The following is a 15627-nucleotide window of genomic DNA, read 5'->3' as shown; positions in this document are numbered from 1 at the left end:
TTTATGGTTACCACAGATTATTCCACTGGAATTCTACAATACATCCCTTTTTTCTATGTCATTTGGTCCGATGACCTTCTCTCCGCTTCCGAAATATCCGTTGTTCAAAAGGTAATAGCGCTGGATGAAACACTGACGAGTGAAGAGAAAAAACAATTAGGCAATTGGTTGCACAAAAACCGTCCTCCGCATGATGATGAAATCAAAAACTGGAAGCAGACCATTGCCACTTCCAAAGTAAAACTGATTGAGAGCGACACCTACCCTCTAACCTCACTCAGCCAAAGATTGGTGAAAAACGAGGAGTTGAACGAGCAATTAAAGCATATCGAAATTCATTTGGGCATACAGCCCAACCATTACAACCATCTCTTTGATGTAGAAGTGGTACACGAGAAAACTTCGGACGAATACGATGCCGATGTTCTGGACACTATTTTAAAAGGTGAACATGCCGAGGAAGTATATGAGTTCCGGAAGTTTTTGGATAAACCTGATTTTGCTTGGGAAATTTTACGGGATAAAGATGAATTCCGGAATAGGGTTTTGAAACAGGTCCAGCTTTTAGGCGAGGCCGGATACGGTGCAATGGCTTATCCTGATGCATATGGAGGAACTGACAATATGCCCGCTTATGCAGCTATTTTTGAACATTTGATGTTCGTGGACGGCAGTTTGGCCATAAAATTTGGTGTCCAGTTCGGGCTTTTTGGTGGAAGCATCCAAAAATTAGGGACAAAAAAGCACCATGACCAATATTTGACCGACGCAGGGAAAACAAAATTACTGGGCTGTTTTGCGATGACAGAAACCGGGCACGGTTCCAATGTACGTGGCATCAAAACAACCGCTACTTACGATAAAGCATCGGACTCCATTATTATACATACCCCAGGAAAGAACGACAACAAGGAATACATTGGCAACGCATTGCATTCCAAAATGGCATCCGTTTTTGCGCAGTTGATCGTCGATGGCAAAAATGAAGGGGTACATGCTATTCTGGTTCCCCTAAGGAACGAAAATCATGAGACATTGGAGGGCATCACCATCGAGGACAATGGCTATAAATTGGGGCTGAACGGAGTGGACAATGGAAAAATTTGGTTCAACAATGTAAAGGTCCCCAGACAAAACTTGCTGAACAAATACGGGGAAATCAAAGATGATGGTTCGTACTTTTCCTCCATCAAAAATCCCAATAAGCGATTTTTTACTATGTTGGGAACTTTGGTGGGCGGACGTATTTGTGTGGCCCGGGGTGCTCTGGGAGGCAGCAAAATGGCCTTGTCCATTGCGGTAAAATATGCACTTAACCGTAGGCAGTTCAACGACAATGTGAAAATACAGGAGGACTTGATCATGGACTACCCCACCCATCAATTACGGTTGACCCCAAAAATTGCAGCGGCCTACGTGTATCATTTTACGTTGGAGGATATGATGAAACGCTACAGTGACGACACTCAACCTGATAAGCGAAAGATAGAGACACAGGTGGCGGGCCTCAAATCCATCATCACATGGTACGCCAATGATGCCATTCAGGAATGCAGGGAAGCATGTGGCGGGAAGGGCTATCTTTTGGAGAACCACATTGCGGACCTTAAGGGCGATGTAGATATTTTTACCACTTTTGAAGGTGATAACACCGTTTTGCTACAACTAGCGGCCAAAGGCATTCTATCGGACTTTAGGGCTGAGTTCAATAGTGCCGGTTTTACATCGGTACTTAAACTTTTGCAGACACAGCTTACGGATAAGCTTACGGCCATCAACCCACTCTATTCGAACAAAGTCGATGCCGAGCACCTTTATAATCCAAAGTTCCATAAACATGCGTTTGATTATCGGAACAGAAGGCTTACATACACCTTGGCGATGCGCATACGGGACTATATCAAAAAAGGGGTTCCCGCGTACCAAGCTTTTTTAAAGGTTCAGTCACATTTACTAGCCTTGGGAAAAGCATATAGTGTGGAATTATCCTATAGCATTTTTTGTGACCACATCGAAGGTATTACCGACCTTAAATACCGTGCTTTAATGGAAAAGGTGGGTTGCCTATATGCCTTGGACCAAATAAATTCGGATGCGAGGTGGTTTTTGGAGCAAGGATACATCGGCAATACCAAATCCAAGGCCATCCGTCAACGTGTAGAACGTTTGTCCACGGAGCTTAGGCCACATATTGAAGTATTGGTGGATGGCTTCGGTATTCCTGAACATTGCATGACCGCACCGATTACAAAGTAATCGTCAATCTTCCTTTTTGATGAGCTGGGAGGTACCTAAAAACTCTTCAATGGTAATTTTTGGGGTACCGTACAGATAAATACCCGCGCTTCCTGATGATTTTATCGAAATATTACCAAAAGAATATACCCTTGCATTAGCGGTTCCGGTAATTTCCAGTTGCGCTGAATTTATCTGCATGGTTTCGCCCTTATAGTTGGCATCGTCCAGCAAATTGGCATGTAATCTATCCGAAGTGCCCTCCATAGCCAACGATGAATTTCCTTCCAAATCCAAAACACCGGAATTTATCTGCGCGTACACATAGGCCTGGGCCCTTTTGTTCAGGTTTACGTTCAGCGAATCCACCTCTACATGAAAATCACCGCTACTGGTGTCCTCCAAATTAATGTCCATAACATCGGCATTGGCCTTAATATCCAACTTGGTATTATTGAAACCATCTACAAACAGCTCCTCGGATTGAATGACATCAGTGGAGACCATGATTCCATTTTTCACCGTAATGGAATTGAGCTGGGTATAATTCACCGTGATTTCCAACTCCTTTTTTGCTGTGATGTTGTAGTAGGAACTTATTACCAATGTACCATCATTGACCTCGAATTTTAGAATGTCCACCAAGTTATCGTCAGCTACAAGGTGATAGCCAGGGCCTAAAGATTTCTTTAAATTGATTTCAAGGTCATCATTCAAAATAACGGCATTAAAAGGCGGAAGTTCCTCGCTCACCTGTGTTACAATGCGGCTTCCTTTTATTTTGGGCTTACGCTGAGCGGTGGTCGCTATCGGAACTAAAACTAAAAGTAGGATTACGATCTTTTTCATCACTATGGTCTATTGATAGGGGAAATGCTTTTTAAAGATATACAATTCACTTCAAAATATATTACAACAAAAAAAGCCCATCCAAATTGGACGGGCCTTTTCACTAATATAACTATTTTTTTAGTGGTTGAGTTCTTCTTCGTTCTCTTGAAGTGGAACGTTTTGCGGGACAAAATCCTGTCCAGCAATGATGTACTCTCCATTTTCGTATGTTTTACTATAATCGTATGCCCAACGGTACACGTGTGGAATTTCTCCTGGCCAGTTACCGTGGATATGCTCCCTTGGTGTTGTCCATTCCAAAGTATTTGAGCCCCATGGGTTAACAGGTCCTTTTTTACCGTAGAATATACTTGAGATAAAGTTGTAGACGAATATCAACTGGGCCAGACCTGCAATAATTGCGAATACGGTCATCAACACCTGAACGTTGGTCAATTCATCGAACATAGGGAACGCTGTGTTCTCGTAGTAACGACGTGGCACACCTGCCATTCCCACAAAGTGCATTGGGAAGAATACCCCATAGGCACAGACTGCGGTGATCCAGAAGTGTACGTAACCCAAGTTTTTGTTCATCATACGGCCGTGGAACATTTTTGGGAACCAGTGATAGATACCCGCAAACATACCGTACAATGCCGATATACCCATTACCAAGTGGAAGTGAGCTACCACGAAGTACGTATCGTGAACGTTGATATCCAACGTACTATCACCCAAAATAATACCTGTTAGACCTCCGGTGATAAATGTTGACACCAAACCAATGGAGAACAACATGGCAGGATTGAGCTGCAGGTTACCTTTCCAAAGTGTGGTGATATAGTTAAATGCCTTTACCGCTGATGGTATCGCAATCAAAAGGGTTGTAAATGTAAATACAGACCCCAAGAACGGGTTCATTCCGGATACGAACATGTGGTGACCCCATACAATCGTGGACAAGAAGGCAATTGCCAAGATGGAGGCAACCATCGCTCTATATCCAAAAATTGGTTTTCTCGCATTTGTTGACATTACTTCGGAAGTAATACCCAATGCTGGCAACAATACAATATATACCTCAGGGTGACCCAAGAACCAGAACAAGTGCTCGTACAATACTGGGGAACCACCTTGGTAGTGCAATACCTCTCCTTGGATAAAGATATCCGACAAGAAGAAAGATGTTCCAAAGCTTCTATCCATGATCAATAACAAGGCCGCTGACAACAATACCGGGAAAGAGATAACACCGATAATAGCTGTTACAAAGAAAGCCCAGATTGTCAATGGCAAGCGTGTCATGGACATACCTTTTGTTCTAAGGTTGATAACGGTTACGATGTAGTTCAATGATCCCAATAATGAGGAAGCGATAAATATAGCCATGGATACCAACCAAAGCGTCATACCCATACCAGAACCTGGCTGCGCCATTGGAAGCGCACTCAATGGTGGATAAATGGTCCAACCTGCCGCCGCGGGACCTGCCTCTACGAACAATGAAATAATCATGATGACGGATGAAATAAAGAACATCCAATAAGAAATCATGTTCATAAATCCGGAAGCCATATCCCTTGCACCGATCTGTAGTGGAATCAAAAGGTTACTGAAGGTACCACTCAATCCCTGTGTTAACACGAAGAATACCATCAAAGTACCGTGGATGGTAACCAATGCCAAATAAATATCGGCATCCATAACACCATCTGGAGCCCATTTTCCAAGCACAGCTTCAAAAATTCCAAAGGATTCGCCCGGCCATGCCAACTGCATTCTAAAGAGCAATGACATAGCAATACCAATAAATCCCATGATTAGACCGGTGATCAGATATTGCTTGGATATCATCTTATGGTCCTGACTGAAAATGTATTTTGTTATGAAAGTTTCCTTATGGTGATGTCCATGATCATCGTGGTGATCATCGTGACTTACATGGGCTACTTCAGACATATTCCAATTAATTTTTCGTTATTCTTTTAAGTTGTTTGTTACTCTTCCGAAGCGGATTCTTCTGATTCAACATCTGCCTCTTCTTCTGTACTGGCTACCTGCTCTTCTGTTTCTGCTTCATCAACCATTACAGATTCTTTAAAGGTTTTCTGCTCTGCCATCCAAGCATTGAATTCCTCTTCGGTCTCCACTATAATCTTCATTTGCATGTTATAGTGAGATTTTCCGCATATTTTATTACACAACAATATGTAATCGAATTCCCATGGATCATCGCCTTTTTGAGCACGTATGGCATTGGTTCTTTTTACCTTATCCACAACATCGGGATTCAATCTTATTTCTTCTGTGGTCACTGTTGGTGTAAATGAAAACTGTGTGATCATACCGGGAACACAGTTCATCTGAGCTCTAAAGTGAGGCATGTAAGCAGAGTGCAATACATCCTGCGACCTCATTTTAAAGTTTACCTTCCTTCCTACTGGCAAGTGCAACTCCTTTACGATAACATCGTCCTCGGCATTAGGGTCGGATTCATCAATACCTAGAATGTTGGCATTTGCGATATCTATCAACCTAACATTGGCTTCACCAAGAACATTATCATCGCCGCCATACCTAGCGGTCCAGTTGAATTGCTGGGCGTAAAGCTCAACGATCAATGGATCATCATCCTCGTTGACGTCCATAATATTGGTCCATGTGTACAATCCCCAAAGGATAAGTCCCGCCAACACTATTACCGGAATAATGGTCCAGATAAACTCCAATCTGTCATTATCAGCAAAGAAAAGAGCTTTTCTTCCTGTTTCACCCCTGTACTTATACCCGAAGTAGTGCAACAATGCCTGAGTGATTGTCTGCACAAAGAATATGATTGCGAATGAAACCCACATCAACTGGTCATAATCACCACCATGTTCGGATGCGGCTTCTGGAAGAAGCATTTTGGAATACTTGGCAAAACTGAAAATTGTGATTCCGTAAATAAAGATCAGGAACGCAAACAACAAATATCCGTTGTTTTTGTTGTCGGAATCGTTGGCTATCTCAGAGCGTTCTGTTTTAGTTTGCGATAGTTCAAAAATTTTGGTCATCTGCCAAATCGCAATCGCAACCAATACTAAAACAGTAAATGTTAATAATGCAGTCATCGTATATCTATCTAAGACTTAAATCGTAATGTATTAATAATGAAAATGTCTACTCTCCTCAATAAATGGGTTTCGTTTGGGTTGTAATGGCGCCTTTGTCAAAGCGGTAAACACCCAGTAAACGAACAAACCTCCGAAGAACAAAATACCACCAATCTCAGGCAGACCAATAAACCATTGATCTCCAACTGTTGCAGGCATTATCATATTAAATATATCCAAATAGTGGCCAAATAGAACCACAATACCGGTCATGATAACAAACCAGTTGATTCGCTTATAATCACTGTTCATAAGCACTAACAACGGGAACACAAAGTTCAGTACCAACATTCCGAAGAATGGAAGTTTATAATCTTGGAACCTTGCCACATAATAGGTAACCTCCTCAGGAATGTTTGCATACCAAATCAACATGAACTGGGCGAACCACAGATACGTCCAGAAAATACTGATACCGAACATGAACTTGGCCAAATCATGGATATGGCTATTGTTCACATCCTCCAAATATCCTTTTGATTTAAGGTAAACGGTTACCATCGCGATCACCGTGATACCAGATACAAACATACTGGCAAACACATACCATCCGAACAAGGTACTGAACCAGTGTGGATCAACACTCATGATCCAGTCCCAAGACATCATGGACTCGGTTACAAGGTAAAATACCAAGAAACCGGCAGACCATCTAAAGTTTTTTACAAAGTTGGTATTGTCATCCGATTCATCTTGGGCCAAAGACAATTTTCTTGAATATTGACGGTAAAAAATCCATCCACCCAAGAATATCGCGGCTCTGATCAAAAAGAAAGTAGGGTTCAAATATCCAGCCTTTCCTTGAAGCAGTTCATCGTGTGCAACTACTTCTGAATCCATCCACACAAAAAGGTGGTTCATGTGCATTGCAGAGAGCAACAAAATCACAAATACTATGATCCCTCCTGGAACCAAGTACGCCGTTATACCCTCCATAACCCTAAAGAGCAATGGGGACCAACCTGCTTGGGCTGCACGTTGTATGGCATAGAATGCCAATACGCCCAATGATATCATAAAGAAAAAGAAGGCTGCTACATAAAGTGCGGACCATGGCCTGTTTTTCAACTGGCTCAACAAATGCTCATCGTGGGAAGAATCGTGTTCCTCACCATGAGAAGCCTCTGCTCCGTGGCCCTGATCTCCATGGCTTTCGGTGGCCGCTTCTGCATGTCCTCCTCCATGACCATCATCGTGTACTGCTACCATGGCCTTGGCTTCTTCCACAGTTGATGGGGCAGACATAAAACCAATTACAAGGAAAATGAATCCTAGCCCCATGGCGATGAAAGATCCTAGTCTAAGTTTGTTTGAAAAGGTATACATAGTTTCTTCTTATCCTATTATTTTGTTAGGTCTTCCTTTAACTTCATCACGTACTCGGACACTTGCCACATTTCTTCTTCATTGGCGAATTGTGAAGCGTACGAGCCCATTGAGTTCAATCCGTAATAAATAGTGTGGTATGTGGTTCCTACCGTAATATTTCTAGCTGCATCATCGTAGCTGGGAACACCCAATATTTTTTCGTTCTTTACAAGATTGCCTTGCCCATCTCCTTTTGGCCCGTGACAAACGGCACAATAAATTGCATAAAGCTCCGCCCCTTTTACCAAATTTTCCTCTTGTTTCAAGGAATCCAAAGGACTTGTATTCAATCTTGCTAATTCTTTACCTTCCGGAGTGTTTTCAAACTCATAGGGCATGTATCCTCTGGAAATGGTTCCTTCTGGTGGCAACATAGCCTCGGTCCCATCGGGGAACAATCCGTTGTCCACACCTTGATAGGCCTCATATCCTACAGGTTCGTACATGTTTGGCATGAATTGGTAGTTTGGACTGTTCTTGTCCGCGCAAGATGCAGCGAAGATAACCAGTACCAAAACAACACTTATTTTACCTAATTGCTTCATATTATTAAGACTCCTTTTCTGTAACTTTTACTTCTACCGCTCCTGTTTCCCACAACAATTCGGCAAGTTCATTTTCGTTATCGTGCAAACCGATTTCCATCAAAAAGTGATCATCGGTGGTACGCTTATCAGGGTTCTCGGCTTTTTTGAACGGCCACATTCTACTTCTTAGGTAAAAAGTGATCACCATTAAGTGAGCCGCAAAAAATACCGTAAGCTCGAACATGATAGGAACAAAGGCGGGCATGTTTTCCAAGTAACTGAAACTTGGTTTACCCCCAATATCCTGAGGCCAATCCTCGATCATGATAAAGTTCATCATAACTACGGCGACGGTTAGCCCCAAACATCCGTAAAGGAAGGATGTGATAGCGATTCGTGTGTCCGCCAATCCCATGGCCTTGTCTAAACCGTGAACCGGGAAGGGAGTGTACACTTCTTCAATATGATGGTGCTCTGCCCTAACCTTTTTTACGGCATGCATCAACACATCATCGTCGTTGTAAAGTGCCTGTATAACTTTTGACGCCATAATTATTTTTTATCGTTTAACAACTTTGCCTGACCAGCCCAATCATCGCGTTGTGCACGCCCTGGGAATCTTCCAGTAATCGAGTCTAGCAAATCATATTCTCTTTCGGTCATTCTAGCGACCTGGGCATAGGTGAATATGCCTATTTCGTTCAAGGTACGTTCCATTTCTGGACCGACTCCCTTTATTTTCTTAAGGTCGTCCGGAGTTTGCGTAGTTGAATCAAATGTTCCGACTGCACTAAGTAATTCATCCACACCAACTTTATCACCTACTGTTGGCTTAGGTTCGCCCATCAACACATCGTCCGTAATCGGCTCATGATACGTTACTGTTCTGTTTACATTGGAAGGCATCTCGTACAACGGTTTTCCTGCTTCCCTTAATTTTTTATAACGCTCGCCAGAAGCCTTCATAATTGATTTCACCTCTGCTTGTGCAATTACAGGGAATGTTCTGGAATACAAAAGGAACAATACAAAGAAGAATCCGATGGTTCCCACAAAGATTCCGATATCCACAAATGTTGGGGAGAACATGGTCCATGAAGATGGCAGGTAATCCCTATGCAATGAGGTAACAATGATCACAAAACGCTCGAACCACATCCCTATGTTTACCACAATAGAGATGAAGAAAGAGAACATGATACTGGTACGTAATTTTTTGAACCACATGAACTGAGGTGAGAACACGTTACAAGTCATCATGGACCAGTAAGCCCACCAGTAAGGTCCTGTAGCCCTGTTCAAGAAAGCGTACTGTTCGTACTCTACACCAGAGTACCATGCAATGAACAGCTCTGTAATATAGGCACATCCTACTATGGAACCTGTAATCATGATTACGATGTTCATCAACTCGATATGCTGTACTGTGATATACGCTTCTAGGCTACACACTTTACGCATGATGATCAAAAGCGTGTTCACCATGGCAAACCCAGAGAAAATCGCACCGGCAACAAAGTACGGTGGGAAGATGGTGGTGTGCCATCCTGGAATTACCGAAGTAGCAAAGTCAAACGATACGATGGTGTGTACAGAAAGTACAAGTGGCGTTGCCAAACCGGCCAATACCAAGGAAACTTCCTCGAAACGTTGCCAGTCTTTAGCTCTACCTGTCCAACCAAAGCTCAACAAGCTGTATATTTTCTTTTGGAATGGTTTTACCGCCCTATCACGGATCATGGCGAAGTCAGGCAAAAGACCTGTCCACCAGAACACCAATGATACGGAAAGATACGTTGAAATCGCAAATACGTCCCAAAGCAAAGGCGAGTTAAAGTTCACCCACAAGGAACCAAATTGGTTAGGGATAGGAAGCACCCAGTAACCCAACCATGGACGACCCATGTGGATAATCGGGAACAAACCTGCCTGAACAACCGAGAAAATGGTCATTGCCTCAGCAGAACGGTTGATCGCCATTCTCCACTTTTGACGGAAAAGCAAGAGTACAGCTGAAATCAGTGTACCTGCGTGACCAATACCTACCCACCATACAAAGTTGGTAATATCCCAGGCCCAGTTAACGGTTCGGTTAAGTCCCCAAACCCCAATACCTGTGGAAACGGTATAAATGATACATCCTAGACCCCAGAGGAATGCCACTAATGCGATGGAAAATACAATCCACCATTGCTTATTGGCCTTTCCCTCAACCGGACGGGCAATGTCCACTGTTACATCGTGGTATCCTTTGTCTCCGACCACTAAGGGCTTTCGAATAGGTGCTTCGTAATGCGACGCCATAATTTATCTTCTAGTTACTTCTTTTATTGATTAAGCCTCGTTGGTGTTTCTAACTTTAACATGGTAGAACACATTTGGTTTTGTTCCCACATGCTCCAACAGATGGTACATTCTGTCATCGTTCTTCAACTCCGCCACTTTACTGTCGTGGTCATTGATATCTCCAAAAACCATGGCCCCACTGCTACAAGCCGCAGAACATGCTGTTTGGAACTCTCCATCTTTGATGACTCTTCCATCTCTCTTGGCATCCAAAATCGTTTTTTGGGTCATTTGGATACACATAGAGCATTTTTCCATTACACCTCTTGAACGTACGTTAACATCTGGGTTGATTACCATTTTACCCAAATCGTTGTTCATGTTGAAGTCGAACTCGTCGTTGTTGTTGTACAAGAACCAGTTGAACCTACGAACTTTATACGGACAGTTGTTGGCACAGTATCTTGTACCTACACAACGGTTATATGCCATATGGTTTTGACCTTGTCTACCGTGAGATGTTGCCGCAACTGGACAAACAGTTTCACAAGGAGCGTGGTTACAGTGCTGACACATTACAGGCTGGAAAGCTACTTGTGGGTTGGCAGATGGATCTTCCATTTCCCTGAAACCACCAAGAGAACCTTGGTCTCCCCATAGGCCATCCATGTTTTCCTTCTTCTCGTTATCTTCCTCAAAAGTTTCTTCGGAAGAATAGTATCTATCAATTCGCAACCAGTGCATATCCCTGGAACGACGCATTTCGCGTTTTCCAACCACAGGAACGTTGTTCTCTGCATGACATGCTATCACACAGGCACCACAACCGGTACATGCGTTCAAATCGATGGACAGGTTAAAATGATGCCCAACGCTTCTATCAAACTCTTCCCAAAGGTCCGCATCCGGAGAAGTCACAGGTATTTCATTGTGATTCAAGGTTACGTGCGGCATCGGGTTCCACTCTGCGTGGTCTTTGGTATTGAAGATTTCCAAGGTAGTTTCCTTGATAATATCTCCCCTACCCATCAATGTCTTATGTGATTGGATACAAGCAAACTCATGCTCACCTCCAGTTTTCTCAACGGTTACAGACTGCACATCGGAGAAGTTACTATACAAAGTGTAAGCATTAACTCCTGTTGCCATCTCTTCTTGCATACCGGCCTTCTTACCATAACCGTAAGACAGACCAACAGTACCTACCGCTTGACCTGGCTGGATAATCACCGGAACATTTTCCAACACCTTACCATCCACGGTCAATTTAACATAACTACCGTTTACACCTCCATCGGCCTCAATGCTGTTTTCGAGACCCCAAGATTCGGCATCTGCTTTGGAAACGGTCAAATAGTTGTCCCAAGAAACCCTAGAAATTGGATCAGGAAATTCTTGCAACCAAGGGTTATTTGCCTGACGACCATCACCCATTCCAGTTTTGGAATACAGTACCAACTCGGTACCGGAACTTGTTGAATTCACTAAAGAACGGATTGCAGAAGCAATCGGAACAATCTCTGGCCGAACCTCTCCAGTATCTTCCTGAGAAGTTGTTTGCGGTTCAGCACCTTCCGCTACTGCAACACTTACCGAAGCAGCGTAAACACCATCCTGCAAAGCTTTGTTCCAAGAACCACCTTGAAGCACGTCTGTACTCCAAGTTTCTTTGATGTATTCGTAATATGTTTTCTCAACGCCCATCCATGTCAAAAGTGCCGATTGAAACTGTTTCGTATCAAACAGCTCTCGAATAGCTGGCTGCATTAAGCTATATTCTCCTTTTTTGAATTCGGCATCACCCCAAGACTCCAAATAATGGGAAGCTGCGGCTACATAAGTAGAAGCCTGAGCTGTTTCATCATTATTAAAAGCAAAGTCAACCGACACATCTACCTGTCCAAGTCCCGCTAGGAATTCCTCGGCATTTGGCAATGTGTAGGCCGGGTTAACCCCATCCATAATCAATGCACCAACACGACCTGCATTCATGTCCGCAATAAGCTTGTTTACTTTTGCAACATCACCTTGACGAACATATTTTGGCTTGTCGGCATCGAAAGCTTCGCTACCCAACAATTTATTGATGGCCAACACAACGGTTTGTGCATTCTCATCATTAAGTCCACTTACAACAACCGCTTTGCTACCCGCTCTTTTGATTTCAGCCGCAACTTTATCCACTGCTTCATCAACATCAGATGTTCCACCACCAACGTTACTGCCATTCAACTTGCCATACAATTTGGCAAGGGCAACTTTTTGTTGGGTTGGCGTCATTGGGTATCTCTTATCGGCATTGGCACCTGTTAAAGACATATTCGCCTCTAACTGTACGTGCCTGGACATTTTTCCATTTTTGGGAACACGACCCTTGGCATAACCAGAATCATATCCACCACCTTGCCAGTCACCAAGAAAATCAGCTCCGAAAGAAACAATCAGATCAGCTTTCTCAAAATCGTAATCGGCCAAGGCACGCTCACCATAAGCTTTATTAAATGCATTCAGTGCAGCATCTTCGGAAATGGCATCGTAAACCACATGATTCACATTCTCCCCGTAGGCCGCTTTAAACTCAGAAATCAATTTTGTAGTTGAAGGACTGGCATAGGTCTGCGTCAACAACACCACTTGTTTGCCAGAACCCTTCAAGGCATTCAATTTCGCCTTAACGGCAGCATCCAACACCTTCCACTCAACAGGCTCTCCATTGGCCATTGGCCCCTGAACCCTTTTACTATCGTACAAAGTCAAAACGGACGCCTGCACCCTCGCATTGGCTCCGCCATTTACTTTTGCATCGGTATTGTTTTCTATTTTGATAGGCCTTCCCTCCCTTGTCTTCACCAAGATGCTGGCAAAGTCAAAACCATCCGCAATCGTGGTCGCATAGTAGTTTGCTACGCCTGGAACAATATTGTCCGGCTGAACCACATACGGGATAGATTTATGAACAGGACCTTCACACGCTGCAACAGTTGCCGCAGCGGTACTGAAACCTACATATTTCAAGAAATCCCTACGCGATGTGTTGGATGCAGACAATTTTTCCTTGTCCCCCAAAAACTCATCAACGGGAATCTCCTCTGTAAACTCGTTGTTTCTTAGCGCCTCAACAATGGAATCGTTCGGATTCAACTCCGCTTCACTTTTCCAATATTTTTTGTTTGATGCCATACGATATATCTGAGATTATCTTCTTTTAATTCTTAATAGTGACACTTTCCACATTCTAGACCACCCATCATTGCAGCGGTCACTTCCTCAACTCCATACTTTTTGGCCAACTCTTCGTGGATCGCTTCGTAGTATGCATTGCCCTGAATCTTCACATTGGTTTCACGGTGACAGTTGATACACCATCCCATAGTTAATGGAGCATGTTGCTCAACTATTTCCATTTCCTCTACCGGACCGTGACAGGTTTGACAGTCAACACCTGCTACAGAAACGTGCTGTGAGTGGTTAAAGTAGGCAAAGTCGGGAAGATTATGGATCCTAACCCACTCCACTGGCTGACTGTTGCCAGTATAGCTTTGGTTTTCTTCATCCCATCCAACTGCCTTGTATAGTTTTTTGATCTCTCCCGTGTAAAACTCATTGGTGCGCCCTGCAGCTAAATCTTCTGCCGATGGACCTTCAGCGGTCCCAGTGTATTCGTAAATCGATTTATGACAGTTCATACAAACGTTCAAGGAAGGAATCCCCGAAGTTTTTGAAACCCTTGCAGAGGAGTGACAGTATTTACAGTCAACACCGTTATCTCCCGCATGAATCTTATGTGAGAAGTGAATTGGTTGAACCGGGGCATAACCCTGATCCACACCAACCTGCATTAAATAGCCGTAAGCAAAATAAGCACTGCCCAACAACAAGAAGACAACCGTTACCAAAACCAAGAACTGGTTCTGAACAAACGCCTTCCAAATTGGCAAACGCTTTTCTTTCTCCTTTTCCAAAACAACACCATTGGCCTCCGCAATTCTGCGCAAGGTCTTGTTCACCAAAATCAACATGACGACCAACAGACCAAAAACCAATGCCAAGGCACCAAGGATCATCTCATTGGAAATCCCGGAACTTGAACCACCAGAACCTTCACCTGCAGCTGTCGCTCCACCAGCAGCTTGGGCTGGTGCCGCCTTTGGCGGGGCAGCTGTGTAGGCCAAAATATTGTCAATATCCTCGTTGGACAATGTTGGAAACGGTGTCATGGCCGCCTGATTGTACTCTGCGTAAATCTTGTTTGCATAAGCGTCTCCCGATGCAATTACCCCTGGGCTGTTTTTGACCCATGCGTAAATCCATTCCTTGTCCAAACCTTCATCTTCGGCCAATCTAGCTTCCACATTTGCCAATGCGGGACCTGTCATTTTCCTATCCAAGGAGTGACATGCGGCACAGTTCTGATTAAAGAGTTGTTTTCCTTTTACCGGATCACCATCAACAGCCTCCGTAGTTTGCTCTGCAGCTGCATCGGTCGCAGCCTCTGCTTCTTCTTGCGCATAAAAAGATGATGAGAATAATAGGAGAGTTAAACCTAAAACTTTAGAAAATAGATGGCGGTATAAAACCTTTTTCATATTCGTGAAATTTCTATCGAAATCTTTGGCATGATTCTTTCTATTGAGTTTGAGAGCAATAGCTTTTTACCCTACCAAGAATGGCAACAAAAGTAAGACATACAGTCATTTTTTGAAATCTTAAGGTATTCATAACACTTAATTTATAAAGATTCTAAATAACTTGCCCTCGACTTGGTTAACCTTTAATAATCTACATTTGCAATAAGCATAAATCATACAACGAGTAAATAACATGAAAACGGCTGTTTTTAGCGCAATTCTAATTGCTTTGACAACTCAAGTTTTGGCCCAAGATGGACAGGTTACGGTTCAACAGGACCCAAAAATCAACGAGTTGGTAAAATTGTACACCAAGGTAAATGCGAATACTGGATATTATCAAATTCAAGTAGGTTTCGGCAATTACCAGAAAGCACAGGACCTATTAAGTCAAGTTGAAATTGACTTTCCGGATTGGTATTCCAAAATAGAGTTTGAATCCCCGACCTATCGTGTTAGATTGGGACGTTTCAAAACCAAGTTGGAAGCCGAAAGAAAGTATTTGGAGGTTCGGAAAAAATATCCGGATGCCATGCTCTTAAAACCTGAGCAGAAAGAATCTTAAATAAAAAAATCCCGCCATTGAGCGGGATT

General features: G+C 43.2%; 11 protein-coding genes. 2 read left to right on the top strand and 9 right to left on the bottom strand.

Annotated features, from left to right (window positions below):
• Positions 1–3 precede the first annotated feature (3 nt).
• Positions 4–2256, top strand: a complete 2253-nt coding sequence (locus J0656_RS13465) for an acyl-CoA dehydrogenase family protein (RefSeq protein WP_207034759.1) — start codon at positions 4–6, stop codon at positions 2254–2256.
• 3 nt (positions 2257–2259) lie between these two features.
• Here J0656_RS13465 and J0656_RS13460 read toward each other — a convergent pair whose 3' ends face one another.
• The 9 genes from J0656_RS13460 to J0656_RS13420 form a co-directional block, all read right to left on the bottom strand.
• Positions 2260–3084, bottom strand: coding sequence for a GIN domain-containing protein (locus tag J0656_RS13460; RefSeq protein ID WP_207034757.1), 825 nt, complete (start codon positions 3082–3084; stop codon positions 2260–2262).
• A gap of 120 nt (positions 3085–3204) precedes the next feature.
• A complete protein-coding gene (locus tag J0656_RS13455; RefSeq protein ID WP_108246301.1) occupies positions 3205–5028 on the bottom strand; it encodes a cytochrome c oxidase subunit I in 1824 nt (607 codons plus the stop codon).
• Between the two features lie 38 nt (positions 5029–5066).
• Positions 5067–6182 carry a cytochrome c oxidase subunit II gene (locus tag J0656_RS13450; protein ID WP_207034755.1) on the bottom strand — a complete coding sequence of 372 codons (1116 nt, stop codon included), beginning with the start codon at positions 6180–6182 and terminating at the stop codon, positions 5067–5069.
• A gap of 33 nt (positions 6183–6215) precedes the next feature.
• Positions 6216–7550 carry a quinol:cytochrome C oxidoreductase gene (locus tag J0656_RS13445; protein ID WP_207034754.1) on the bottom strand — a complete coding sequence of 445 codons (1335 nt, stop codon included), beginning with the start codon at positions 7548–7550 and terminating at the stop codon, positions 6216–6218.
• A 17-nt stretch (positions 7551–7567) separates the two neighbouring features.
• A complete protein-coding gene (locus tag J0656_RS13440) occupies positions 7568–8137 on the bottom strand; it encodes a c-type cytochrome (RefSeq protein ID WP_207034752.1) in 570 nt (189 codons plus the stop codon).
• Positions 8138–8141: 4 nt separating this feature from the next.
• Positions 8142–8669, bottom strand: a complete 528-nt coding sequence (locus tag J0656_RS13435; protein WP_207034750.1) for a DUF3341 domain-containing protein — start codon at positions 8667–8669, stop codon at positions 8142–8144.
• Between the two features lie 2 nt (positions 8670–8671).
• On the bottom strand, positions 8672–10423 hold the full coding sequence (gene nrfD, locus J0656_RS13430; protein WP_207034748.1) for a helix-hairpin-helix domain-containing protein: 1752 nt from the start codon (positions 10421–10423) through the stop codon (positions 8672–8674).
• 30 nt (positions 10424–10453) lie between these two features.
• Positions 10454–13585 (bottom strand): TAT-variant-translocated molybdopterin oxidoreductase, encoded by a 3132-nt coding sequence (locus tag J0656_RS13425; RefSeq protein WP_207034746.1) that lies wholly within the window; start codon positions 13583–13585, stop codon positions 10454–10456.
• A 32-nt stretch (positions 13586–13617) separates the two neighbouring features.
• Positions 13618–14991, bottom strand: a complete 1374-nt coding sequence (locus J0656_RS13420; RefSeq protein ID WP_207034744.1) for a c-type cytochrome — start codon at positions 14989–14991, stop codon at positions 13618–13620.
• A 235-nt stretch (positions 14992–15226) separates the two neighbouring features.
• On the opposite strand from J0656_RS13420, the gene J0656_RS13415 reads away from it, so the two are divergent.
• The gene (locus tag J0656_RS13415) at positions 15227–15598 is read left to right on the top strand and encodes an SPOR domain-containing protein (protein ID WP_176619730.1); all 372 of its coding nucleotides are present in this window, start codon (positions 15227–15229) and stop codon (positions 15596–15598) included.
• Positions 15599–15627 lie beyond the last annotated feature (29 nt).

The sequence above is a fragment of the Flagellimonas aurea genome, assembly GCF_017313785.1.
GTDB classification, from domain to species: Bacteria; Bacteroidota; Bacteroidia; order Flavobacteriales; family Flavobacteriaceae; genus Flagellimonas; species Flagellimonas aurea.
The sequence above is the reverse complement of the archived record's forward strand: the minus strand, read 5'-3'. Positions and strand labels throughout refer to the sequence as shown.

Excerpts from the sequence above, each read along its gene's own strand:
- J0656_RS13465 (WP_207034759.1), top strand. The coding sequence starts at position 4 with ATGGTTACCACAGATTATTCCACTGGAATTCTACAATACATCCCTTTT.
- J0656_RS13460 (WP_207034757.1), bottom strand. The coding sequence starts at position 3,084 with ATGAAAAAGATCGTAATCCTACTTTTAGTTTTAGTTCCGATAGCGACC.
- J0656_RS13455 (WP_108246301.1), bottom strand. The coding sequence starts at position 5,028 with ATGTCTGAAGTAGCCCATGTAAGTCACGATGATCACCACGATGATCAT.
- J0656_RS13450 (WP_207034755.1), bottom strand. The coding sequence starts at position 6,182 with ATGACTGCATTATTAACATTTACTGTTTTAGTATTGGTTGCGATTGCG.
- J0656_RS13445 (WP_207034754.1), bottom strand. The coding sequence starts at position 7,550 with ATGTATACCTTTTCAAACAAACTTAGACTAGGATCTTTCATCGCCATG.
- J0656_RS13440 (WP_207034752.1), bottom strand. The coding sequence starts at position 8,137 with ATGAAGCAATTAGGTAAAATAAGTGTTGTTTTGGTACTGGTTATCTTC.
- J0656_RS13435 (WP_207034750.1), bottom strand. The coding sequence starts at position 8,669 with ATGGCGTCAAAAGTTATACAGGCACTTTACAACGACGATGATGTGTTG.
- nrfD (WP_207034748.1), bottom strand. The coding sequence starts at position 10,423 with ATGGCGTCGCATTACGAAGCACCTATTCGAAAGCCCTTAGTGGTCGGA.
- J0656_RS13425 (WP_207034746.1), bottom strand. The coding sequence starts at position 13,585 with ATGGCATCAAACAAAAAATATTGGAAAAGTGAAGCGGAGTTGAATCCG.
- J0656_RS13420 (WP_207034744.1), bottom strand. The coding sequence starts at position 14,991 with ATGAAAAAGGTTTTATACCGCCATCTATTTTCTAAAGTTTTAGGTTTA.
- J0656_RS13415 (WP_176619730.1), top strand. The coding sequence starts at position 15,227 with ATGAAAACGGCTGTTTTTAGCGCAATTCTAATTGCTTTGACAACTCAA.